Annotated in this window: 25 protein-coding genes and 1 pseudogene; 10 read left to right on the forward strand and 16 right to left on the reverse strand. The window is 61.7% G+C overall.

Features of this window, described 5'->3' with window-relative positions:
• The 5 genes from QZY06_RS17830 to QZY06_RS17850 form a co-directional block, all read right to left on the reverse strand.
• A partial coding sequence (locus tag QZY06_RS17830; protein WP_295686543.1) for a DUF3570 domain-containing protein occupies window positions 1-323 on the reverse strand: 323 nt, incomplete at its 3' end.
• Entirely contained in the window at window positions 314-535 is a 222-nt protein-coding gene (locus QZY06_RS17835; protein ID WP_295686546.1) for a DUF4266 domain-containing protein, read from the reverse strand. The genes QZY06_RS17830 and QZY06_RS17835, both read right to left, overlap by 10 nt.
• Window positions 532-969 carry a TlpA disulfide reductase family protein gene (locus QZY06_RS17840; protein ID WP_295686549.1) on the reverse strand — a complete coding sequence of 146 codons (438 nt, stop codon included), beginning with the start codon at window positions 967-969 and terminating at the stop codon, window positions 532-534. Before QZY06_RS17840 ends, QZY06_RS17835 begins: the two co-directional genes overlap by 4 nt.
• A 278-nt stretch (window positions 970-1,247) precedes the next feature.
• Window positions 1,248-1,991 (reverse strand): Crp/Fnr family transcriptional regulator, encoded by a 744-nt coding sequence (locus QZY06_RS17845; RefSeq protein ID WP_295686551.1) that lies wholly within the window; start codon window positions 1,989-1,991, stop codon window positions 1,248-1,250.
• A 176-nt stretch (window positions 1,992-2,167) separates the two neighbouring features.
• A complete protein-coding gene (locus QZY06_RS17850; protein ID WP_295686553.1) occupies window positions 2,168-2,914 on the reverse strand; it encodes a Crp/Fnr family transcriptional regulator in 747 nt (248 codons plus the stop codon).
• Window positions 2,915-3,314: 400 nt separating this feature from the next.
• Here QZY06_RS17850 and QZY06_RS17855 point away from each other — a divergent pair, with 400 nt between their 5' ends.
• Window positions 3,315-3,986, forward strand: coding sequence for a GGDEF domain-containing protein (locus QZY06_RS17855; RefSeq protein WP_295686555.1), 672 nt, complete (start codon window positions 3,315-3,317; stop codon window positions 3,984-3,986).
• 8 nt (window positions 3,987-3,994) lie between these two features.
• On the opposite strand, the gene QZY06_RS17860 is transcribed toward QZY06_RS17855, so the two are convergent.
• Window positions 3,995-5,677: an ATP-binding protein gene (locus tag QZY06_RS17860; protein WP_295686558.1), complete on the reverse strand. Its 1,683-nt coding sequence runs from the start codon at window positions 5,675-5,677 to the stop codon at window positions 3,995-3,997.
• A 10-nt stretch (window positions 5,678-5,687) separates the two neighbouring features.
• Window positions 5,688-5,978, reverse strand: a complete 291-nt coding sequence (locus QZY06_RS17865; protein ID WP_295686561.1) for a hypothetical protein — start codon at window positions 5,976-5,978, stop codon at window positions 5,688-5,690.
• A gap of 375 nt (window positions 5,979-6,353) precedes the next feature.
• Between QZY06_RS17865 and QZY06_RS17870 the strand changes: the two genes are divergently transcribed.
• Window positions 6,354-7,007, forward strand: a complete 654-nt coding sequence (locus QZY06_RS17870; RefSeq protein WP_295686564.1) for a C40 family peptidase — start codon at window positions 6,354-6,356, stop codon at window positions 7,005-7,007.
• A 634-nt stretch (window positions 7,008-7,641) separates the two neighbouring features.
• Here the strand turns inward: QZY06_RS17870 and QZY06_RS17875 are convergent.
• From QZY06_RS17875 to QZY06_RS17885, 3 genes are read right to left on the reverse strand one after another with little or no spacing between them, the layout of a single operon-like run.
• Window positions 7,642-8,421 carry a crotonase/enoyl-CoA hydratase family protein gene (locus QZY06_RS17875; protein WP_295686566.1) on the reverse strand — a complete coding sequence of 260 codons (780 nt, stop codon included), beginning with the start codon at window positions 8,419-8,421 and terminating at the stop codon, window positions 7,642-7,644.
• A gap of 30 nt (window positions 8,422-8,451) precedes the next feature.
• Complete coding sequence (locus QZY06_RS17880; RefSeq protein ID WP_295686568.1) at window positions 8,452-8,661, reverse strand: hypothetical protein; 210 nt, start codon at window positions 8,659-8,661, stop codon at window positions 8,452-8,454.
• Window positions 8,658-10,781 (reverse strand): molybdopterin-dependent oxidoreductase, encoded by a 2,124-nt coding sequence (locus QZY06_RS17885; protein ID WP_295686571.1) that lies wholly within the window; start codon window positions 10,779-10,781, stop codon window positions 8,658-8,660. Before QZY06_RS17885 ends, QZY06_RS17880 begins: the two co-directional genes overlap by 4 nt.
• On the opposite strand from QZY06_RS17885, the gene QZY06_RS17890 reads away from it, so the two are divergent.
• The 5 genes from QZY06_RS17890 (at window position 10,774) to istB (ending at window position 15,891) form a co-directional block, all read left to right on the forward strand.
• On the forward strand, window positions 10,774-11,499 hold the full coding sequence (locus QZY06_RS17890) for a MarR family winged helix-turn-helix transcriptional regulator (RefSeq protein WP_295686572.1): 726 nt from the start codon (window positions 10,774-10,776) through the stop codon (window positions 11,497-11,499). The genes QZY06_RS17885 and QZY06_RS17890 overlap by 8 nt on opposite strands.
• Window positions 11,500-11,526: 27 nt before the next feature.
• Window positions 11,527-12,429 (forward strand): fatty acid desaturase, encoded by a 903-nt coding sequence (locus QZY06_RS17895; protein WP_295686575.1) that lies wholly within the window; start codon window positions 11,527-11,529, stop codon window positions 12,427-12,429.
• Between the two features lie 148 nt (window positions 12,430-12,577).
• Entirely contained in the window at window positions 12,578-13,522 is a 945-nt protein-coding gene (locus QZY06_RS17900) for a hypothetical protein (RefSeq protein ID WP_295686576.1), read from the forward strand.
• Between the two features lie 56 nt (window positions 13,523-13,578).
• Complete coding sequence (gene istA, locus QZY06_RS17905; protein ID WP_295686579.1) at window positions 13,579-15,132, forward strand: IS21 family transposase; 1,554 nt, start codon at window positions 13,579-13,581, stop codon at window positions 15,130-15,132.
• A gap of 45 nt (window positions 15,133-15,177) precedes the next feature.
• Window positions 15,178-15,891, forward strand: coding sequence for an IS21-like element helper ATPase IstB (gene istB, locus QZY06_RS17910; RefSeq protein WP_295686582.1), 714 nt, complete (start codon window positions 15,178-15,180; stop codon window positions 15,889-15,891).
• A 237-nt stretch (window positions 15,892-16,128) separates the two neighbouring features.
• On the opposite strand, the gene QZY06_RS17915 is transcribed toward istB, so the two are convergent.
• The 4 genes and pseudogenes from QZY06_RS17915 to QZY06_RS17925 all read right to left on the reverse strand — a co-directional run bounded on the left by QZY06_RS17915 (window position 16,129) and on the right by QZY06_RS17925 (window position 17,603).
• Window positions 16,129-16,404: a BrnA antitoxin family protein gene (locus tag QZY06_RS17915; protein ID WP_022975873.1), complete on the reverse strand. Its 276-nt coding sequence runs from the start codon at window positions 16,402-16,404 to the stop codon at window positions 16,129-16,131.
• Window positions 16,382-16,657 (reverse strand): BrnT family toxin, encoded by a 276-nt coding sequence (locus tag QZY06_RS17920; RefSeq protein WP_295686583.1) that lies wholly within the window; start codon window positions 16,655-16,657, stop codon window positions 16,382-16,384. Before QZY06_RS17920 ends, QZY06_RS17915 begins: the two co-directional genes overlap by 23 nt.
• A 253-nt stretch (window positions 16,658-16,910) precedes the next feature.
• A pseudogene (locus QZY06_RS22270) lies at window positions 16,911-17,300 on the reverse strand (type II toxin-antitoxin system RelE/ParE family toxin); the annotation flags it as partial.
• A gap of 24 nt (window positions 17,301-17,324) precedes the next feature.
• On the reverse strand, window positions 17,325-17,603 hold the full coding sequence (locus tag QZY06_RS17925; protein WP_295686585.1) for a type II toxin-antitoxin system Phd/YefM family antitoxin: 279 nt from the start codon (window positions 17,601-17,603) through the stop codon (window positions 17,325-17,327).
• Between the two features lie 258 nt (window positions 17,604-17,861).
• Between QZY06_RS17925 and QZY06_RS17930 the strand changes: the two genes are divergently transcribed.
• From QZY06_RS17930 to QZY06_RS17940, 3 genes are all read left to right on the forward strand, one after another.
• A complete protein-coding gene (locus tag QZY06_RS17930) occupies window positions 17,862-18,053 on the forward strand; it encodes an MbcA/ParS/Xre antitoxin family protein (protein WP_295686588.1) in 192 nt (63 codons plus the stop codon).
• Between the two features lie 801 nt (window positions 18,054-18,854).
• On the forward strand, window positions 18,855-19,235 hold the full coding sequence (locus QZY06_RS17935; RefSeq protein ID WP_295686591.1) for a hypothetical protein: 381 nt from the start codon (window positions 18,855-18,857) through the stop codon (window positions 19,233-19,235).
• Window positions 19,236-19,238: 3 nt separating this feature from the next.
• Window positions 19,239-19,805, forward strand: coding sequence for an AAA family ATPase (locus QZY06_RS17940; RefSeq protein WP_295686595.1), 567 nt, complete (start codon window positions 19,239-19,241; stop codon window positions 19,803-19,805).
• Window positions 19,806-19,892: 87 nt separating this feature from the next.
• On the opposite strand, the gene QZY06_RS17945 is transcribed toward QZY06_RS17940, so the two are convergent.
• Both QZY06_RS17945 and QZY06_RS17950 read right to left on the reverse strand, forming a co-directional pair.
• The gene (locus QZY06_RS17945) at window positions 19,893-20,543 is read right to left on the reverse strand and encodes a DNA methyltransferase (RefSeq protein ID WP_295686597.1); all 651 of its coding nucleotides are present in this window, start codon (window positions 20,541-20,543) and stop codon (window positions 19,893-19,895) included.
• Window positions 20,544-21,051: 508 nt separating this feature from the next.
• Window positions 21,052-21,273 (reverse strand): helix-turn-helix transcriptional regulator, encoded by a 222-nt coding sequence (locus QZY06_RS17950; RefSeq protein ID WP_295686599.1) that lies wholly within the window; start codon window positions 21,271-21,273, stop codon window positions 21,052-21,054.
• Window positions 21,274-21,632 lie beyond the last annotated feature (359 nt).

The raw sequence follows: 21,632 nt of genomic DNA on the forward strand, positions 1-21,632 counted from the left end.
AAGGTTTGTGGCTGCGACCAGGGCGCTGCACCGTTCGGTGTGGCGCCGCTCAGGGTATCGAGCACCACGCCGGCGGACAGCAAGCGCTCACCACCGAGATCGACGGTACCGTTGACCACCGGTTCGATCGCCTGCACGCGGCCGCCGCCTTCCTTGTAGTAGAGCAGCCCGCTATCGATGGTCCACTTCAGAGGTTCGGCATGGGCCGGATTGCCCGATGCCATGCCGAGCAGACTCAAGGTGGCCGCGACCAGCTGCTTGCGACGCCGCGAGGCATCGGCCGCCTGTATTTCTTCAGCGCGACTCACAGGATTCAGTTGCATCCGCAACCTCCTCCGCCGAAGCCGCGTCCGCCGCTCGAAGCTTCCTTGCTGAAGTAGATGTGTTCATCGAGCTTGGTCTGTATGGGGTCGGCATCAAGCTGCATGTCGGCGCGCGCAAGCGTGCCGCGCTGCCAGGGCTTGGCGCCGATCTGCGCGCAGGCGGAAAGCGCCAGCGTCAACACCAGCAGGGACAGACCGTGAACGGTTTTCAATGGGAACTCCTGGTATTGGCAGAGGGCTCGCCCAGCGCCTGCTGGATCGCCGTTTCGTAGTCCGCAACGCGTTCGCTGCGGAAACCTTCGTGCTGATGAAGCACGGCACCGGTGCGGTCGAGAATCAGGGAATCGGGCATGCCCTTGATCCTGTAAAGCTCGGCCAGCTGGCCCTGCGGGTCGTAGCGGATCTCGAACTTGGCCGCGTGCCGATCCAGGAACTGGCGCGCCGCAGCTGGATCGCTATCGACGTTGACGGCGACGATCTTCAAACGATCGCCGTACTTCGCCTGCATCTCGTTGAGCCACGGGAACGACTGCGCGCAGGGCCCGCACCAGGACGCCCAGAAGTCGAGGTAGACGACCTGGCCGGTATAGGCGGCCAGCGGCGCAGGTAGTGGATTCGCACCCGAAGCGAGCCATGGCAGCGCCAATCCGGCCGCCAGCAACACCGGCCGGAGCCAGGAAAATCGGAACGCGGATCGGCGCGTTGAAGGGGTTGCGCCAGAGCGCGTTCGGGCCATCAGAAAGCTGTGCATCGTCATCGTCCGCGAAGTAATACGCGGACGATAAAAAGCCAGCCCTTACGATCAGCTTACGAAGCTGCCCGCCTTCCGCAATGCGGAACTGGCCGGCCGATGAAAGGCATCGGTCCGGCTGCATCAAGCCGCGTCTTGCTAGCTGCCAAGGGCAGCCGTGCCTCCGAGAAAACTCAGAGGCCGCGCCGAGGAGGCTGTGGCGTCAACGGCCATTCGCCCATCTGCTTGGCGTAGTCGGCGATGACTTCCGCATAGCATTCGCACGAGGTGGCCTCCAGCCCTGCCCGATCGAGCACGCGGATTTCGCCGCGGGTGTAGCTGATCAAGCCCTGAGCCTGCATCACGCCGGCCGCCGTGGTGACGCCGCTGCGGCGCACGCCGAGCATGTCGGCGAGGAACTGGTGGGTGAGATGGAAATGGTCGGAGTGGGAACGGTCGTGGCTCATCAGCAGCCAGCGCGCCAGTCGCGGCCCCAGTTCGTGAAAACGGGTGCAGACCGCGGTCTGCGATAGCTGCGCCATCAGCACGTAGAGATAGCGGTTCAAGCTGCGCCGCAGGGCCGGACTGCTTTCCAGCAAGGATCGGAACTGCCGGACCTCGATGCGCAGCGCGGTGCCGGCACCCTGCACGATGCCGCGCAAGGGCACCGCGGAAACGCCCAGCACCAGGGTGGCGCCCAGCACTCCCTCATTGCCGATCAGGCCCATCTCCAGCGGCGGGTGATCGAGCACTTGCGCGACCAGCGATACGAAGCCGGTCAGCGGGAAATGCACGTGCCGGAACGGAGTATCCGGCTGGCAGAGAATCTGGCCGAATTCGAGGCTGACGGTCTCGCCAGAATCAAGCAGCGCCCGGCGTTCCCGGACTGGCAACCGGGCGATCAGACAGTTGACGACGACCTTCGGCGACACTTCCATGGCACGACTCTCCGCAGCAGGGGAGAGCCGTGATCGGCATCGCACAGAGGCTGAGCCTGTGCAGTGGTCGGAGTATGCGTTAACGGCACCGCGTGTCGGTGCGCTGGCCCACCCTGGCGTTGCGGCAGACTGAAAACAGACGGTCGATTCGACCGCCAAGGGGGATCAGTGGGCAGCTAGGCAGTGAACGTGGGTGACAGGACTGGACCAACCGGATACGACAGCAGCCGATCGGTTTCCCTCCGAACTACGGCATAGCATTCGCAGCTCAGGCTTTCGAGCGTGGGCCGATCAAGCACGGTGATCTTGCCGCGGCTGTACTCGATGACGCCGAGCTTCTGCAGCTTGCTGGCCGCTTCGGTGACGCCTTCGCGGCGCACGCCGAGCATGTTGGCGATCAGCTCCTGGGTCATCGTCAGCTGATTGCCCGACAACCGATCCAGCGACAGCAACAGCCAGCGACACAGCTGCTGATCGATCGCGTGATGGCGGTTGCAGACCGCCGTCTGTGCCATCTGGGTGATCAGTGACTGGGTGTAACGCAGCATCAGGAACAACAGATCGCCATGGCGATTGAACTCTTCCTTGAGGCGCGCACCTGACAACTGCCAGGCATGCCCCGCGCTCTGCACGATGGCTCGGCTCGGCGTGCTTTCACCACCCATGAACAGGGACACGCCAACCAAGCCCTCTTTGCCGACGACCGAAATCTCGGCCGAGGCACCGTTCAGCATCACGTAGAGCAGCGAGACGATCGAATCGATCGGGAAATACACGTGATTCATCGTGTCCCCGGATTCGTACAGCACCTTTCCAAGCGGCAGCGGGAACAGCTTCAGATGCGGAAACAGCCGCGTCTGCACCTCGGCCGGCAGGGCGCGCAGAAGATGGTTCTGTTCGGGATGAAAATTGTGCTGCGTCATCTGCTGCGTCAAGGATCACGACCGGAAGGCAACGGGAAATGGTGTCTCCCTCGGAAGAAGGCTAGCCAAATGCCTCTCCGAAGTCCGTACGCTACCGAACATATGTCTGTGCGATAGCGAACATAACCACGGGCCGACGATCGGCTCGTTTACCTGCCGTCAAATGTTCGTCATCGAACACCGCCAAAAACGCGGCTGAGTGTTCGCTTTCGTACAGAGCGTCGTTGCGGCAGCCATTAGCCTTGGCTTCATGAATCGACATCGGACGTCACGGAAACGCCGAACGGAGTCGATACCTGCCTGAAACCCCTGCAGTGGCGCTGCTGATTCGGTGGACATGGGCACTGATCAGCGCGTACTCGATGGGTCGGCTGATACGGGCCTTTCAAGGACGAAAACCGTGAGCGCAACGAAACTCGACGATACCCAAGCCTGTGCTTGCAGCCTTGAAGAGCATTTGAAGGCAGCGCTCGAAGAAAACCGGACCCTGCGGGCAGCCAACGAACAGCTGGAAGCGGCGCTGGACGAGATCACCCAACAGCGCATTTACGCCCAGCACATGGCCCATCACGATGGCCTGACCGGCCTGCCGAACCGGCAGATGCTGATGCAGCGCCTGCAGGACGGCATCGCCGAATCCTTCGCCCATCAACGCCTGCTGGCGCTGATGTTCATCGATATCGATGGCTTCAAAGTGGTCAACGACAGTCACGGACATTCCGCAGGCGACAAGCTGCTGGCCGTGCTTGCCACCCGCATCGCGTCCGCCGTGCGGGCCGATGATCTCGCCTGCCGCTACGGCGGCGACGAATTCGTGGTGATCCTGTCCGACATCAGCGAAGCGGCAGTCGTCGCCCGCGTTGCCGAAGACATTCGCAGCCACGTCAATGGCCGTTACTCGATCGACGGCCAGGAGCTGCAGATCAGCGCCTCGATCGGCTATGCGCTGTATCCGACCGATGGTGATCAGTGGGATTCGCTGCTCAGCAGCGCCGATGCCTCGATGTACCGCGACAAGCACAGTCAGATGGATCGCAGGCTTCAGGACGACGCCAACCACCAGCAGCTCTGACTAGCGAATCAGGCGCGGCTGGCGACCGGCAGGCTGGTCTGCCCAGGTTCGACAATTGGCTCGAGCATCGTCTCCGAGATCGGCTCGCTCAGCGGCAGCCGCACCGTGAAGGTGACGCCCTGCCCACGGCCTTCGCTGCGCGCGCTGACATTGCCGCGATGCAATTCGCACAAGTGACGCACCAGCATCAGCCCCAGGCCAAAGCCATCCTGGCCGAGGCTGTTTCCGGTCTCGTCACGCTGGAAACGCTCGAACAGCTGCGGCATGAAGTCGGCATCGATGCCGCGGCCGTCATCGCGAACGCAGATTTTCACCTGGCCGCGCGAACGCACGGCCTTTAGCCAGACATGGCCACCGCGCGGCGTGAACTTGATCGCGTTCGACAGCAGATTCCAGATCACCTGCTGGATGCGATCGCTGTCCCCCTCGATGGTTTCCGTCTCCAGCCGGATATCCGCAATCAGCTCGATGGCCTTGTCCTCGGCCTTGCCCCGGACGCTGGCCAGCGCGGCGATCAGCACCGGCCTCAGCAGCACCGGGCCCAGGCTCAGGGACAGCTCGCCGGTGATGATCCGGGTGGCGTCGAGGAGATCGTCGATCATCCGCACCTGCTGCTCGATGCCAATCCTGATGCCGGCAAGCGCCCGCTGCGCCAGCGGATTGGAATCGCCGAGCGTGGTTAGCAGCACCTCGGTCCAGTTCTGGATGCCGTTCAGCGGCGACCGCAGCTCGTGCGAAACGATGGCCAGGAACTCGTCGCGGCTGCGGGTCGCCCGTTCGGCCTGCTCGCGCGCGGCGTGCTCGCTGGCCAGCAGCTGATCGCGCTGATTCTGCAGCCGCACCTGCTCGCTGACGTCGTAGACGATCAGCAGAAGCGATTCGAGCGCACCACCGCGATCCAGCTCGGGCACTGCGCGGGCGATGAAATAGCGGCGCTCATTGGCCCGCATGGTGTCGAAGGCGATCGAATGCTCGCGCGCCGATGTCAGCACCGCGCCGAACATCGGCGTCGTCGCTTCGACGTAATCGCTCGGGAAGCCCACTTCGCTGGCCCGGCGTCCGAGGTAATCGCTGCGTTGTACGCCGAAGGCCATCTCGGCGGCGCGGTTCAGGTAGAGGTAACGCAGATCGCGATCGATGCGGGCGATGACATCCGGCGCATTCTCGGCCAGCGTCTTGAAGTCGCGCTCGCTTTCCTGCAACCGCTTGTTGGTGCCGCGTTGCCCGGTAATGTCTTCGGCGATGCCGATGACATGATCGATCAGGCCATCGGCGTTGCTGACGGCAATGCCGCGATCGCGGATCCAGCGGATTTCGCCACTATCGAGCAGCAGCCGGTATTCGACCGAAAACACCTCGAGACGCTGACCATCGCCATTGCGATCACCCAGTGAAGCAAACGCCCGTGCAAGGATTGCCCGGTCATCGCCATGCAACTGACCCGGCCAGCGCGCGCCCGGTGTGGACGATCCCGGATGCTCCGTGTTGCCGGCGAAATCCCAGTGCCGGCGCTCGTCCGTACCCTGATAGAGCTGACCCGCCAGCGCCTGATCGACGCTCCAGAACAAGGTGTCCAGCTGCTCAAGCAGCAGGCGGAAGCGACGGCCGTCCGCGAGCAGCGCTGCATCGGCATCATCGGTGGCCGTCATGTCGGGCAGACGGTCCTGCATGATCGCGATCGAGTCCGTCACCGATGAACGCTCAGCGGAACTCGATGATGGCTTTGCAGACGGCGATCGACAGCGTCTCGCCGACGCAGGCGCGGCCACTCGGGCCCACCGCCGCCCAGTTGCCGTCATCCATGCGGACCACTTTCGCAATGTACTTCTCGATCAGCCGAAGGATCTCGGCCGGCGTTCGCGTCGGCCGATACGGCGACCGATCGGCATAAACCGCCCTGCCATTTGAACCAATCCCGACGGTGGGCGGTCCTTCGAGTCTGGCAAGCACCGAATCGAGAATGTCGAGTTCGTCATCGCTATTCAAAATCATCGCCCGGTAGCCTCATCTTCGATCCATCGAAATGAACTGCCTCTGCACCTCACCGAACAAAGTGGCAGTGGCCCGCATCGCAGCTTGTATTGGGCCGATTTTGAATCAGCATTCGGGATCGCCGACGTTCGGTATGGCACATAGCGGGCAAGAATTTTCGGCGTACCTGAACAAGGCGGGAACCTTGTCGCGAGCGCGCAGGCGCTTTACGGCAACAGGTCGATTCGACATTCGATACAGGCTGTAACCCTGCCCGCCTGGCCCAAAAACGGATCCGTCGAATGGTAGGAACATCTCGGGATGACTTGACTGCTCGAAGCGCCGATCGCGGTCTCGGACCCGAGGGCACTGCGACCTCGCCTTCTGGCAAGGCAATTGCTTCCGGTCATCGACTATCGACATGACGTGTCCGGATTTTTGGGCATTGTTCAGACAACTGAGATTGTCGATGATGGTCCCCGCCTTACCCCCGACCCTATGCTCTCGATCCGCCTTGTGATTGCCGGTTTGTTGCTGGCCAACGCCACCTTCTCTTTTGCTTCGGGTATGACTTGGGGCTTGCACACGCCTGCAGGCGTCGCCGCAGCGCCTGCTGCTGTTTCCGCCGAACCTGGACTCCAGTTGCGGATGGCGAGTCAACTTCAGATGCGAAAATCGGTGGAAGCGCTCGCCCTTCAGGGAGCCGAGCAGCTTATCGGCGTGCGATATCACTTTGGAGCTTCGTCCACTTCGGCAACAGATTGCTCCGGCCTGGTGAAGCAAGCCTACGCTCAAGCAGGCGTGCCACTCCCCCGAAGCGCCGCTGCGATGATGAGTGCCGTTGAACCGATCGGGCTTTCGGAAATTCGTCCGGGAGACTTGGTCTTTTTCAAGACAGGACGCCGCCGACTGCACGTGGGTCTGTATCAAGGCGACGGCATGTTCGTTCACGCTTCACCCAAGCAGCGTGAAGTCATCGTGAGTGCGCTGGATCAGCGTTGGCGCAAGCAGTTGATTGGTGCCGGTCGCGTCATAGTGGCCTTGAACTAGAGCAGTCGCGAAGCAGACGGCTCTGGCCTGACCACGAGATTCAGGCCTCGCGCCTGGGGGCCACAGCTCGGATTCGGCGACGCAACTCAGAGCGCCCGCCATCGGCTTCGTGAACGGGAGGGTTCCTCTTGCGACACGGCGCCTCCATTCCTCGGCACCTAAAGACCAATCGCGACGCAAGGCAAGCGTCCGTGATCATCGCCGGCTGGAAGGTCTGCAACCACTTTCCTTGTTGGGCGCGTGTGAGTGGTTGATCGCCGAACGGGACGGTGAAACAGTAAGCGCATCTCTCCGGGCGCCTGGGAGCGCATGAGGATCTTTCCACGGGCCATCGGGTTTCGTCTGGTGCTTGCAGGGACGTTCGTGCCACGCAACGAAAAGGCCTGCACGAGGCAGGCCTTCAAGTTACTGATTAACTGGTGCGATAAGAGGAATCGAACCTCCGACCTGCTGATTGACTGCTGATTCTGGTCAAAGCTGCAGCTAGTTCTGGCTCGAAAGCTGCCACCTGTACTTTCGGGCATGGGACCGGTTGCAGCCCCTATGCGGAAGTTCTGATGCCGAATTCAGTCGCCGGTGAGCGGCCGGTCACCGAGCCATGACAACGTAGTTATCGTGCTCTTGATCGGACGGTCTAGCTCCCCTTAAACACTGCACTACGCCGTTCGAGGAAGGACCGCACACCTTCGCTCGCGTCTTCGCTCGCCATCACGGTCGGCATATCGTCGAACACCTTTGTGGCAGCTTCGATCTCGCCCTGAGTCATCGCGAGTCGTGAGGACTTCAGGATCGCCACGACCCCGAGTGGTGCGGCCGCCGCAATGCTTTCGGAGATCACCCGGGCCGCCCGGTACTGCTCCCCGACGGCCACGACTTGCTGGATCAGGCCAGTGCGATGCGCTTCGGCGGCAGACCATTGCTCGCCCGTCAGCAGGTAGCGCTGCGCATTCGCCCAGCCCATCTGTGCCGGCAATCGCAGGGTCGCACCGCCGCAGGGATAGATACCGCGCTTCACTTCCAGCATCGCGAAGCGCGCGTCTTCGGAGGCAACGCGCACATCGGTCGTCAGCATCTCTTCGACCGCCCAGGTGAAGCAGTAGCCCTGCACGGCCATGACCAGCGGCTTACGGCAGCGTGGGCCACTCAAAGCAAAGAGATCGATCCCAGCCTCTGGTCGCGGGAAGCCGCCGCCCCTCGCGAAAATCGGCGCCCAACGGTCGAGCTCGATTCCGGAGCTGAAGTGCTTGCCCTCGGCATGGATCAGTCCGACCCTCAGGTCCGCTTCGCAATCGAGCCGGCCCAGCGCCAGCGCGAGATCCGTATACATCTCGGGCGACAGCGCATTGAGCTTGTCAGGCCGGTTGATGCGGATGTCGAGGATGTGTCCGTCGACGGTGGTTTCGATGTACGACATGGTCTGCCCTCGTGGTCGAATTTGGGTGGCTCAGAGGCCCTTCTGGTAACGCTCCAGTTCGTCAGGGTCATAGCCCTGGTCGGTAAGCACCATCTCGTCGAGGTCGAAGTTGAAGTGCAGCACCCTTTCGAGCACGCGACGCGCGAGGCGATCGAACCAGGTCTGGTTGCGCGACGCCTTCTTGGCCAGGGCGAAGCCAACCTTGGCCAGCGCCACTCGTACAAAATAGGGCTGCTTCATGTCGTTGCTCCGCCGCGCTTGACGATGCGGCAGGGCAGCCCCTTCAAGTGTGGTACGCCCTGCTCGATGTCGAGATAGTCGCCATCGTCGGGACATAGCTGGGCATCTGCGTACTGCATCGCGCCGGACAGCTTGCCGAGCCCGCGTTCGGTCTCCGGCTTCCACCAGCCGTGAGGAATGCGCACCAGACCATCCGGCATGTTGGCGCGCACGCCGACCTGGATATCGACAGCACCGGTGCGCGTTTCAACGCTGACCCATTCGCCTTCGCTCAGGCCCTGCGCTTTCGCCGTGGCCGGGCTGACGAACAGCACCGGTTCCGGCTTGCGGGCCCGCAGCTCGGGCACATGGCGGCCACCGGTCTGGAAGTATTCAGCCTCGCGCACGCCGGTGAACATGGTCAGCGGGTAGTCGGCATCCGGCGGCGGTGCGTCACGCCAGTACGGCAGCGGGTCGAAGCCAAGGTCGTCGAGGATCGACGAACGCAGCTCGACCTTGCCGCTCGGCGTCGCGAAGCCGGTCTGCTCGTACTTGCGGAATTCGAGCTTGTCAGCATGCACCTCGTAGGTCTCGGCGAAGGTTTCGAAGTCCACACCGAGCGCCTTCAGTCGCCAGTCGTACAGCGCTTCGAGGGTGGGCCAGGGCACCAGCTCGGACCGGCCGAGCGCACCGGCGATACGCTTCCAGAACTCGAAGGTGCTGGTGCATTCGCCCGGCGGCTCCATCGATTTCTGCGAAGGCTTGTAGATCGACAGCCAGCCATAGCCATCGAACATCCACGGCCGCTCCAACCAGGAATCGCCGGGCAGCACGTAGTCGGCAAGCTGGGCGGTCGGCGTCATGACGTGTTCCTGCACGACGATCAGGTCCTGGTTGAGCAGGGCCTTCAGGATCAGCGGCATGTTGGCGAAGCCCATCAGCGTGTTGTTGCCGATCGAGAACAGCGCCTTGACCGGATACGGGCCTTCGCCGGCCATCGCCCGGAACACGGCCGACGGATTGGCCATGAAACAGCCGGTCACCTGATTCGCGTACTCATGGCCCCAAACGCGCTTGCAGGGCTCGCGCAGCGCGGCCTGCCCGCGATAGGTGAAGACCGGATGCGCATCCGAGCCCAGCTGCTTGGCCTTCTGGGACTCGGGCAGCAGGTGATGCATCTCGATCTCGGATTCCGAGACGATCTTCGGGTGGAAGCCCATCAGCGCTTCGCCACCCGGCACGTCGAGGTAGCCGCAGACCGCGCGCAGGATGCTCTGCAGACGGATGCCCGAGGTGCTGTTGCGCTGCTGGTCGGTGATAGGCGTCCACGGGATCACCGACGGGCCCATGGTCGCGTACATGCGCGCGGCCCTGGCGATCAGTTCCGGCGAGCAGCCGGTGATCTCGGCAACGCGAGACAGAGGGAACTCATCGACCCGCTTGCGCAGGTCCTCGAAGCCGATGGTCCAGCGGTCGACGAAGGTGCGGTCGTAGAGACCCTCATCGAAGATCACCTTCAGCCAGCCGAGCATCATTGCCGCGTCGCTACCAACCTTGAGCGGTAGCCAGAGGTCAGCCATCTCCGCGCATTCGCTTTTTCGCGGATCGAGCACGATGAGTTTTCCGCCGCGGGCCTTCACACGCTGGATCTGGTTATAGACCGGCACCCAAGAGTTCTTGCCGGGGTTGTGGCCGAACAGCACGACGCAGTTCGTGTTGTCGTAGTCCGGCCAGGGATACCAGCCGTAGGTCAGGCGATTCACCGCCGCGGTGTTGCCGGCGCACAGCGCCACGCCGCTGATCCAGTTCGGCGAGCCGACGTGATTCATGATCCGCCGGCCGAGCCCGTGATCGGTGCCGGTATTCCACTGGCTGGTCGACACCGCCCAGGCCTCCGGGCCGTGCTCGTCGATGATCTTCTTCAGCCGCGTGCCGATGTCGGCCAGCGCCTCCTCCCAGCTCACGCGCTCGAACTTGCCGGAGCCGCGCTCGCCAACGCGCCGCTGCGGATACAGCACGCGGTCCGGATTGGCGAAGTTCTTCGGGGCGGTGATGCCCTTGATGCAGATGTTGTCCTTGAACAGCGGATTGTCCGAGGAGCGCACCCGCGTCACCCGGCCTTTCTGCACTTCGGTGACCACGCTGCAGGCGATGTCGCAGCTCGCACACAGCGTTTTTCGGGTCGTGATGCCGGGGCGCTGGTGCGGACGCGGAATGCTTTTGCTGCCGGCGGCTGACGGGGTGATAGACGGGGCGCCGGGCATTGGGTTTCTCCTCATTAGTTTTTGGGCGACGCTTGACACCACTCACGCCGATCTGTGTATATACACCTATATGAACCTCAAGCGCTACCACCTTCCGTACCTCGAAGAAGTGAAAGCTCGCCGGCACGTCTGTTTCGCGGAGCAGCTGCGATCAGCGAACCGTGCGATCACCAAGCTCTACACCGAGCACCTTGGCGACTGCGACATCGGGATCGCGCAGCTCTCGCTGCTGATTCGGCTGTACTACTTCGGCGAAGTGACGATGTCCCGTCTCGCGAAGAATCTGGAGACCGATCGCACCACGTTGGCCCGGAACGTCCAGCTACTGGAGCGGAGCGGGCATGTCGAAGTCGTCAGTGGCGAGGACGGCCGCAAGCGGCTGGTCCGTCTGACCGATCTCGGGTTCGCCTCGCTGAAGAAGGCAGTCCCTCGTTGGCTCAATGCCCAAGCCGATCTCGATGCGCGCCTTGGGGGAGACCAGTGGGAGGCTCTGTTCAAAGGACTGCGCGTTCTGGCGCAGCTCGACCCGACATCTTCTGGTCGCGACGCCGATTCGCCCGACAGCGAATCGCGACGCGACGCAAAACGGCCCTAACCATTTCAACTCGACCTCAGGAAAACCATGACATCCAACCTCACACTCGAGCAACTCAACCGGCAAGCGATCGCAGCTGCACAGCTACGCATGGGGCATTTCGCCTGGGGCACGGTCGCGCTGGTGATCGGCGTGGTCGGCGCCTATATCGGCAATTTGTGGCTGTTCGCGCACGGGGTGCTTCCGGCATGGGGAGCGAGCCTGCTTCTGGCTGCGCTGACCTACGGGTCCTACACGCCGCTGCACGAGGCGGCGCACGGCAACATCAACGGACGCAACGAACGGTTTCGCTGGGTGAACGAACTCTGCGGCTTTCTTTGCGCGCCGATGATCATGCTGCCCCACAGCTCACATCGGTTGGAGCACATGAACCATCACCGCTACACGAACGACCCAGCCCGCGATCCCGATTGCCACATCCAGTCGATGAGCGACGGGCCTTGGGGATTCTTCATCGCGCCCTGGCGGCTACTCTGGATCCATGTCACCTATATCTTTCGTGACCACTGGCAATCGCGCGCGACCATCGGCGAGAAGTGCCGCTACGCCGCGGAGATCGCGTTCAGCCTGGGTTGGCGGATTACCTTCTTGACTCAAGTGCCGCTGGCCGCTGGCCTGATGGTGATCGTCGGGGGCTATGCTGCGGGCGCGTTCTTCACGGTGTACTGGTTCGCCTACCAGCCTCACCGACCGTACGACAAGATCGGTCGCTACGTGGATACCGCGAGCCTGATTGTGCCGCGTTGGCTGAAGCCGTTCGAATGGATCTGGCTTGGCCAGACGCTGCACTCGATCCACCACGCATTCCCGCGGGTGCCGTTTTATCGCTACCACGGATTGTTTCGGGAAGTCGAGTCGGCCATGCGTGCGCACGGTGGGCAGGTGATCGACCTGGTGACTCGGGAGCCGGTCGCTGCGACAAATCGCTGATCCGCGATTTCTGTTTGTCCTGTTGACCTAATGCCGAAAGCGGGCGGTGATGAATGACTGCAACTGGCACCTCAGTGACTGCCACTGCCACTCACCTTGTTGGAATTGGTTTGTTGCAAATAACTCTAGCCGGCGTTATTAATGGCACGTGATCAAGTTGCCGCATATCTCCTCCGAACTGACGCCCTGGCGCTGGGACGTGAAGGCCGCACACCTTCTTGACCCGAAGGGATCGGGCGCCACTCTCGGGGATACGCGCTCGTATTCCGCCTGGATTCGCGAATTCGCCGACCAGAACAAGAAGACCCAAGCTTCAATCTGGCGCGCAGTCTCCGCCGGCCGTATCTACCGCGACCTTCGTGACCGGCTGGCGAAGCGTGGCCACCGCATTCCCGACTTGGGGCAGGTGCCTGAAGGTGTCTCGCCAGAATGCCTCGAACTCCTCGAAAAGATCTCCCGAGTAGCGCCGACGGAAGTCGTCGAGCCCTTGGAACTGCAGGTGGTGGCCGGCGAAGTCCCGCGCAGGGAATTACGCAAGCTCTGGGAAGCCTACCGGCCGGTATTGGGTGGCCAGACCGCCCGCGGCCGCAACGTAGTCGCGCCTCGATTTGATCCGAAGGACAAGGAGCAGGTCCACAGCCGTCTTGAAGCTGACGTTGTGGCTGCACTGCGGCAGGCCGGAGCCGCGTGGTGCGGTTGCCCCGCTGCATCCCTGTACGAGCTTTTCCTAAACACACCGCCAATCCGCGCGTCGCGTACCGAATCGTATGCCTTGGACGCGATAGCGATCGTCCAGCCCGGCCTGGACGATCCCGTCCAACTGCACGGCGTCGAAATCACCAGCGGACTCGCCGGCCGGCCTCTGGACCGGCGGCTCAAAGCGCTGTCTGGCGTTGTTGAAGCGCTGTGGGTGGCACTGCCCGCCGATTCGTCCGCGCGAGCCGTGAAGGCTTGGCCGGAGGAAGTGGGTGTCATCACCGCTGGCATGGGTGGCGTAGTGGTCGTCCGGCCCGCCGTCGTCTGTGCTCCGAAACCATCCGCGGCGACGGAATCGCTGATGCGGAATTTGTTGGCGCGTGCGCTGCGCCGATGATTTTTTTGTCTCACATTGTCTAGCCGGCATGACATATGCCGAATCGGAGATTGCCGATGCGAAAAATCCGAGATGTGCTCCGCTGTCTTCACGAGCTAAAACAGTCCTTCCGCCAGACGGCGCTGACCTGCGGGATTTCGCGTCCGGCGGTGGAGGACTACGACATCCGCGCGCGGTCGGTCGGCCTCAGTTGGCCGATCCCGGATGATCTCGACGACTTCGCTCTGGAGGCAAAGCTGTTTCCGCCGTCGGTCGACGGCCATCGTCGCCGGCACCCGCAGCCTGATTGGGCGAAGGTGCATATCGAAGCCAAGAGCAAGGGCGGCACCTTGCTGCAACTGCACCGGGAATACCGCGAGCAGTACCCGGACGGGATGAGCTACGCGCAGTTCTGCGCCCAGCATCAGGAATACGCGAAGGGACTCAAGCGCTATCTCCGCAAGAGCTATCAGGCCGGCGAATGCGTCTTCGTCGACTTCGCCGGCAAGACCATGACCATCCATGAAATGGGCGGCGCCGAGGTGGTCCGTCGTCCGGTCCAGATCTTCGTGGCGGCCCTGGGTGCCTCGCATCTGGTGTACGCCGAGGCGATCCCCAGCCAGCAGATCCCGGACTGGCTGGCGGCGCATAACCGGATGTGGGCCTTTTACGGCGGCGTGACGCGGATCATCGTGCCCGACAATCTCAAGGCCGCTGTGATCCTTGCCGACCGGCACAATCCGGAGATCCATCCCACCTACCGCGACCACGCCCGGCATTACGGGACTCAGGTCGTGCCGGCTCGGCCGCGGACGCCGAAGGACAAGGGCAAGGTCGAGCAGGCCGTCCAGCTGGTGCAGCGCTGGATTCTGTTTCGGCTCCGGAAGCGGATCTTCACCAGCCTCGGCGAACTGAACTCGGCGATCGCGCATCTGCTCACCGAGCTGAACGACGCGAAGATGCGGCGGCTTGGCAAAAGCCGTCGGGAGATCTTCGAGCAGATCGAGCGTCCCGCACTGCAGCCGCTGCCGACGACTCCTTATGAGTACGCCGAGTACGTGAAGCTGCGGGTGAACCTCGATAACCATGTCCATATCGACGGCCGCGACTACAGCGTGCCGTATCAGCTGGTCCGGACCGAGGTGGAAGCGAGGATCAAGGCCGACACAATCGAGATATTCCGCAAGGGGCGGCGGATTGGCCTGCATCCGCGGGACCGGACTCCGGGTCGCTCGACCAAGGACGAGCATCGCGACCCCGCGCACCTCGCTTATCTGAACTGGTCCAAGGGCGCCGATCTGGAGTGGGCGTCCAAGGCCGGCCCCGGTATCCGGGCTTTGGTTGAAGGGGCATTCAGTCTCGACACCCATCGCGACCATCAGCGGCGGCTGGTGCCTGCTCTGCGCCGGCTGGCGACGCTTTACGGTGCCGATCGCTTGGATCAAGCCTGCGCCACCGCGGTCCGGTCGGCGCTCTTCGAGTCGAGCGTTGTCCGCAACCTGCTGCGCAACCGGCGGGAGGCTATGCCGCCGCCGGATTCTGATCAGCAGACCGCCGTGAATCCGGCCGTGCAGGATCACAGCAATCTACGCGGCGATGAGTATTTCAACCAGCTGCTCAAGACGAAGTAGGAGATCACCATGTCCATTGAACAAACCCGTACCAAGCTGTCCGAGATGAAACTGCACGGCATGGCGAAGAGCTTTGCCTCGCAACTGTCGAGCGCGACTGCACAGGGCCTCGCCTTCGAGGATCGCTTCGGAATGATTGTCGACGACGAGATCACCGATCGCGAGAACCGGCGGCTGCAACTTCTGCTACGCGGCGCGAAGCTGAAGATAAATGCGCACCTCGAAGCTCTGGACCGCTCCGCGAAGCGGAAGCTGGATTGGGAGCTGATCACGAACCTCGGCAGCTGCCAGTGGGTGCAGCGCGGCATCAATCTGGTGATCTCGGGCAAGTGCGGCACCGGCAAGAGCTGGCTGTCGTGTGCGCTTGCGCACCGGGCCTGCGTGCATGGCTATTCCGCGCAGTACCATCGGCTGAATCTGCTCCTGCAGGATCTGGTGCAGGCAAGGCACGACGGCAGTTTCCGGAAGCGGCTTGTGCTGCTGACCCGGTACAGCTTGCTGATCCTCGACGATCTTGGCGTTTCGGAGCGGCTGACGCCGACCGAGTGCGAAATCATGCTGGAACTGCTTGATAGCAGGACGCCAGGCCGGTCGACGCTGGTGACGAGCCAGCTTCCGCTCGACCGGTGGTACGACTATCTCAGCGTCAGCAATCGGACCACCGCCGATGCTTTGCTCGACCGGCTGATCTCGAACAGCATAAAGCTGGAATTGGATGGTGACTCGCTGCGGCCGAAGTACGCAGCAAAGCTCGAATAGCCTGGCAGGTCATCGCCAGAATCCACGACAGCCGGCAATGCCGGCTGTTTTCGTTTGGAATAGCCGGCAGGCGAATCAGTAGGGGTGGCAGGTTTCAGAACAGAATGGCTGGCAGCCCCGGACCAGAACAGGTGGCAGACCCCGACTGGAATGGGTGGCAGGTATGGGGTAGTGCCAGCAATTGACGACAGGCCAGCGTACGGGTCTTCTTTCTTCGACCGTACCAGTCGAGAATCGCTAAACCGCCTTTGCCAAAGTCTCGGCCATGCGTGTCTGCCAGCCCGGCCCCGTCGCCTTCCAGCGGGCGAGCGTATCGGGCGGCAAGCGCAACGAGATGAGCGTGCGCGCCTCGCTCGATTTCGGACGCCCTCGACGCTTGAGCATCGCCTGGCCTTCCTCATTCCCAAACAGCGTTGGCAGGATTTTCGACGCCGGGACGGCCCGCTCGAAAGTCTTCGGCGTCCATTCCGGGTTATCGCGGTCTACGCGTTCAGCGTTCAATTTCTGCTTCATATCGCTTTACCTCGCGTGAGTTCGCCTTGCGCAGGCTGATGACGTGCAACGTCTTGCCGCGCGGCGTGAAAATGAGGACGTGCAGCCGTTCATCGATATAGCCGATCGCCTGAAAACGCTGCTCGCCGTAGTCTCGGCGGACATCCTCGACGAGGAACGCGCTAGCCCACTCAAAGGCCAGTGCACAATCGAATGAAATGCCGCGAGCTTCGACATTGCGAGCGTTCTTGTCCGGGTCGAAACTGATTTTCATCAGCAGCGACTTTATATTCGTATATACAATAAATCAACTGGCGGACGAGCAGATCATTGAAGTACGACTTCCAGAAAAGAAGTCGCCTCGAGCTACGGTTGGAGCTTGTCGGTACGTTCTAGCGACGCAACAAAAAGGCCTGCACGAGGCAGGCCTTTTGTTACCGATTTGAATGGTGCCGAGAAGAGGAATCGAACCTCCGACCTACTGATTACGAAACCGATTTTAGCTCAGCAGGCCAACGGCAAAATCATCACAAGCTTCTGAAAATACTGAACATCTGCAACAAGCGCACAACACGCATACAACGTCCGATAACCAATATTAGACGACTTTTGGCACAAGTTTTGGCACTGATAGCATCGCCGGCCCCACATCGACTCCTGCGTCGTAAATCATCCGCAATCAGGAAGACCGTGACCGCTTCACGTCCGACCTGGTAAATCATTCGGTACGGCTTGTGATGAACCTGGCGAAACTGCCGCATGCCGAGGCTTGCCAACTCCTTGGGATATTCCCCCCGCTCAGGGAGCGTCGAAAGCCTGGCCAGCGCGGCGCCGATGCCATCTACGAGTTGGTCGGCCCTCGCGAGCCCGTCTGCAGCAGCGACGAAAGCATGGATGTCGTCCAGGTCACGCAGGGCGTCGTCAGTGAGTTATCGTCAGACTCACCCCGCAGTTCTCCGCCGCGACTTCACCTGCGCCATTGCTTCCTTCAGAGGCGTCACCCTGCCATCAGCAAGCTGCTGCTGCCCGAGCGCCAAAATCTTGAGCAGCGCCATTGTTTCCTGGGTCTGCTCGTAAGCGTGGATATCCTGCAGCACGGCCTTGGCTTCGCCATTCTGAGTGATCACCATCGAGGAGCCGCCCGCACCGAGGTCGCGAACGATCTCCGCTGCATGTGCCTTGAGGTAGCTGATCGGGCGAATGTGGGTTGCGAGCTTCATGGGTACTTCCAAGGCGACCGTTATTCGGACCGACTTTAGGTCATGGCCTATCGGTCATCAAGGGCGTCGGCCGCCTTGGCATGTTTGGGTGGCCGAAATCCGTTGCATTGGTTGGCCGGAAGCTCTGGATTCAGCAGTCAACCTCTTATGTGCGACAGTTTATGGCGATCGCCCTCGAAAACTTCACGGACTGCCGGGTATCCTTTGGTCGAGCGCGAATGCGTTGCGGCATCAGGTTTTTCACGAGGCTTGATAGTTATGGCACTAGAAGGTGATGTGGCAACGCTTGCGGTCCGCTTGTTTGGCGACCCTGATCAAGTCAGGGCGTACCTGAAGATGCCAAACTTCGCGCTGGGCGGAATGACACCAATGGAACTGCTGCAGACTGAAGCGGGCAAGCAGCTTGTACTTAACGAACTTCAGGCTCACCTCGACGGCGGGCCGGTTTGAGGGGCTATCGAGCGACACGAGTAGGCCCGGCAAGTCCGAGTCATCAGCCATCCTTGCGACGCCATCAGTAACACCGCTTAATTCAGTAACACCGCTTAATACAGATGGCCGATTCGACTGAGCAGTGAGCCGAAGTGGCTGCTGCCGCTTCGCGAATCAAGTTTCCTTCGGACGCTGATACCGCATGGGTGATCAACATCGTGATCGCCTCGACCCTAATCCATGCGCCCTGCGATTTTCAGTGTTACCTCCTCAGTCCCTTCTGCCGTCTCTACCAGATGCGATGATCTTCTTGACGCCGACGAGCTAGGCAAATTTCTCGGCTTAGGCAAAGCCAAAGCCAGAGCAGACTCGGCCCGTGCCGCAATCAACATGCGCATCCGTCGTAAGCACCCGATGCCACCAAGCATCATGCTTCCCGGCCTGTCTGGGCGCAGATGGCTATTCAGCTCAGTCGTCGCGTGGCTGAAGACCTACGAGAAGTCGGACATCAGTGCGACGCCCGACACTAGCTCGCCCGCAACAACGCCGGCGCCAACCATTCTGGCGCCTCGCCGACGGCGCGGCCGCCCCACCAAGGCCGAGGCGATGGCGCGACGCGCCGAAACCCAAACCGCCTTTGATTCCCCGCCCGGATTCGAACGGCGGTGATTTATTGCAGGCAACAGCACCATGAAGCCGTTCGCTACAACGAAATGCGGCCGCCTCGAATGGCGATGAGACGATGACGGACGCAACTATCTCTGGAAGTCATGTTTTTGTAGCGCCGTGCTACATTAATATCGGCAACCGGAGATCAACATGCCCACCAACAGCCCCATGCGCCTGGACGCCGAACTGACCGAGGCAGCCCGCGCCACGGCAGGCAGCATGAGCCGCAGCCTGTCCCAGCAAATCGGTCACTGGGCGAGGATCGGGCGGGAGCTTGAGCGCAGCCCCGGCGTCACGGCCCCGGCCGTGCAGGCAGTGCTGGAAGGTCGCGGTGGTTACGACCAGTTGAACGTGCAGGAGCAGGCCATTGTCCGCGCGCACTGGGCCGAAGGCATCGAGGAAACCCGGAAGAACCTTCGCCTGGATCGTATTCTGGCCGCTCAGGGACGCGAGGTGGTCGAGCTGGATGGTCAAGGCGAGGTGACCGTTCGTAAGACTCGTGCAGTGCGCCTCGTTCAACCGAAGCGCTGATTAGTGCCACTCCTGCATCTGTTGGCCGGACCGAACGGTTCGGGCAAGACGACGTTTTACGAGCATCTGCTGAAGCCGGTCACCGGCCTGCCCTTTGTGAACGCCGACGTGATTGCTCGCGAACAGTGGCCGGGCTCGGATCAAGATCACTCCTACGAAGCGGCTCAAATCGCGGCGGATCGGCGCGAATCCATGATCACCGGCGGGCAATCCTTCATCGCAGAGACGGTGTTTTCACACCCTTCGAAACTAGAGTTGATCGGTCGAGCCAGGCGAGCAGGCTTCCTGGTGATTGTTCACATCATTCTGGTGCCGCTGCCCGTGTCGATGCGGCGCGTCGAGGCCCGCGTCCGGCATGGCGGGCATGCCGTGCCGCTCGACAAGCAGCGCGAGCGCTACCCGCGCTTGTGGCCCCTCGTTGCCCAGGCGCTGCAGATGGCCAACGAGGGATTTGCCTACGACAACACGTCGGCACAAAACCCGTACCGGGTGGTTGCGCACTTCGAGAACGGCAAGCTGATTGGCCCAGCAAGCTGGCCTGATTGGTCGCCCCTCGGATCGCTGATCTGAATGGAGGAGTACTGCTGTTTTGCAGTGGCTGGCTTCTTTCCGTTTGTAAGGCGAGGCTGAACACGCTGTATTCGGCAATTTATCCGGTCACCCGTGCAATCGCTTCTGCGCTGTCTTGAGCGCGGTAGCGTTGGCGTCCGACAGGATCGCAGCACATCCCAGCTTGATCGCGACGGCACCCGTCGTGCCACTGCCGGCGGTCGGGTCGATCACCAGATCGCCCGGCCGTGTCGTCATGCGCAAGAGCGGCGCGATGACCGATTCCGGCTTCTGCCACCGGAAGCCGGTCTGCTCGCTTCGCTTGATGAATCCGCTGAGCAGCGCCTCCTCGAAGACGCTGAACGGCGTCATCTTGAATTCAAGACGATTGTGCTTCGCCGCCTCTCGATGGCGTTCCGCATAGAAATGCTCGGGGTACATCTTTGCGTCCGGACGACGCAGGTGCAGACAGGCCTGCTGCGATGGCCGCCATGACTTAGACCGCGACGGCGCGTTCTTGAAGTACCAGGTCAGCCAGCCTTCGAGCTTCACGCTCGATGGCGTGTGATCGATCAGCCGGGCAACTGCTTCGGGAAACCCCCAGATGAACACGTGGTCCGCAACCCGGCTTGCCGCTTCAAGCAACGGCACCGTTTCGGTGAGATAGACCGCTCGGCCTCGGGCGTCCTTGTCGCGATACCAAGGATCTAGCACGACCGTAGCCGCCCTAATGCCCTGCTCCGCCAGCCGATTGAGCATCGAGACAGCGTCGATCGGTCCGATGATTGAAGCCGTTCCCGGATCCGGCACCTCCAAGGGATCGTCGGGACTGCGTCCTCGTTTGGCAAAAGGTCGCTTTTCGATGGCGGCAGCTGCCGCTACTCGCTGATGCGCGGCCAGCAGTTCCGACACTCGGCCAACGAGACCGAGCGGGATGTCCATCCGACGTGTCGGTTCGCCGAATCGGCCAGATCCGTGTGGCCTCCCCGCCCCTTCGCGTCTTCCACCGCGCGGCATGTCGTTCTCCCTGAACCGTATCGCTCAAGACTTGAAAGCTAGAAGACCTGGCATCTCACCAACCGCACCACCTTTGATCGAAAGGGACTTGCCCTCGCGTTCCCGGCTGGCCTCGCCGGCCCGGCCGCCTTGCCGGCGGGGCTTTTCGGAACTGACGTTCCGAAAATCTTGAAGACGAGGACAAGGCGTCACCAAAACCGGTAACGCGGCGCAGGGACAAATGCTGGATGGCGGTCGACGTTGCTGGGCCTTAGTCCGTCTTGGAGTCCCCGTCCGGAACATAAACAAACAAATCCTCGACCTTGCAGCCGAAGTATCGGCAGAGCGCATTGAGCGACTCGAGATCGATGCGCTGCGTGGTTTCGTAGTAGAGCCCAGTCACCAGGCTCCGATTCACGCCTGCATCGCGCGCGACGTCCGCAACGCGGACCTTTCGCTCGCCCATCAGCACGGCCAGCCGGCAACGAATCATTCAAAGCTCTCTGAAATATTTTCAAACAGCCTAGCAACTTGCTTGACAGGAGCTAATCAGCGATGAATTATGTCATTGCGTTTGACATTTTTAACTCTTGCTTTCGATTTTTGATCCCATGAGTACAAGCCCCACAACTATTCGGGCATTCCGATCGCCGGCATGTCCAGGAGCCGTCACGTATGAATAAGCATCAACAGTTGCGTGTGGATCTCCACGACATCGACCGGCTGATCAACCATGACTTCCGGATCATGTCGTCCGTCGTCGATTCGAAGGAGCCGGCGTTTCTTGATCTGGTGATCGAGGACGCGTACGGCCCGTACAAGGCCCGATTCAAGCCCGAAGCGCCGATCAAG

This window comes from uncultured Nevskia sp., from assembly GCF_903885465.1.
Lineage (GTDB): Bacteria > Pseudomonadota > Gammaproteobacteria > Nevskiales > Nevskiaceae > Nevskia.

Excerpts from the sequence above, each read along its gene's own strand:
- QZY06_RS17845 (WP_295686551.1), bottom strand. The coding sequence starts at position 1,991 with ATGGAAGTGTCGCCGAAGGTCGTCGTCAACTGTCTGATCGCCCGGTTG.
- QZY06_RS17850 (WP_295686553.1), bottom strand. The coding sequence starts at position 2,914 with ATGACGCAGCACAATTTTCATCCCGAACAGAACCATCTTCTGCGCGCC.
- QZY06_RS17865 (WP_295686561.1), bottom strand. The coding sequence starts at position 5,978 with ATGATTTTGAATAGCGATGACGAACTCGACATTCTCGATTCGGTGCTT.
- QZY06_RS17875 (WP_295686566.1), bottom strand. The coding sequence starts at position 8,421 with ATGTCGTACATCGAAACCACCGTCGACGGACACATCCTCGACATCCGC.
- QZY06_RS17880 (WP_295686568.1), bottom strand. The coding sequence starts at position 8,661 with ATGAAGCAGCCCTATTTTGTACGAGTGGCGCTGGCCAAGGTTGGCTTC.
- QZY06_RS17895 (WP_295686575.1), top strand. The coding sequence starts at position 11,527 with ATGACATCCAACCTCACACTCGAGCAACTCAACCGGCAAGCGATCGCA.
- istA (WP_295686579.1), top strand. The coding sequence starts at position 13,579 with ATGCGAAAAATCCGAGATGTGCTCCGCTGTCTTCACGAGCTAAAACAG.
- istB (WP_295686582.1), top strand. The coding sequence starts at position 15,178 with ATGAAACTGCACGGCATGGCGAAGAGCTTTGCCTCGCAACTGTCGAGC.
- QZY06_RS17915 (WP_022975873.1), bottom strand. The coding sequence starts at position 16,404 with ATGAAGCAGAAATTGAACGCTGAACGCGTAGACCGCGATAACCCGGAA.
- QZY06_RS17920 (WP_295686583.1), bottom strand. The coding sequence starts at position 16,657 with ATGAAAATCAGTTTCGACCCGGACAAGAACGCTCGCAATGTCGAAGCT.
- QZY06_RS17925 (WP_295686585.1), bottom strand. The coding sequence starts at position 17,603 with ATGAAGCTCGCAACCCACATTCGCCCGATCAGCTACCTCAAGGCACAT.
- QZY06_RS17930 (WP_295686588.1), top strand. The coding sequence starts at position 17,862 with ATGGCACTAGAAGGTGATGTGGCAACGCTTGCGGTCCGCTTGTTTGGC.
- QZY06_RS17935 (WP_295686591.1), top strand. The coding sequence starts at position 18,855 with ATGCCCACCAACAGCCCCATGCGCCTGGACGCCGAACTGACCGAGGCA.
- QZY06_RS17945 (WP_295686597.1), bottom strand. The coding sequence starts at position 20,543 with ATGCTCAATCGGCTGGCGGAGCAGGGCATTAGGGCGGCTACGGTCGTG.
- QZY06_RS17950 (WP_295686599.1), bottom strand. The coding sequence starts at position 21,273 with ATGATTCGTTGCCGGCTGGCCGTGCTGATGGGCGAGCGAAAGGTCCGC.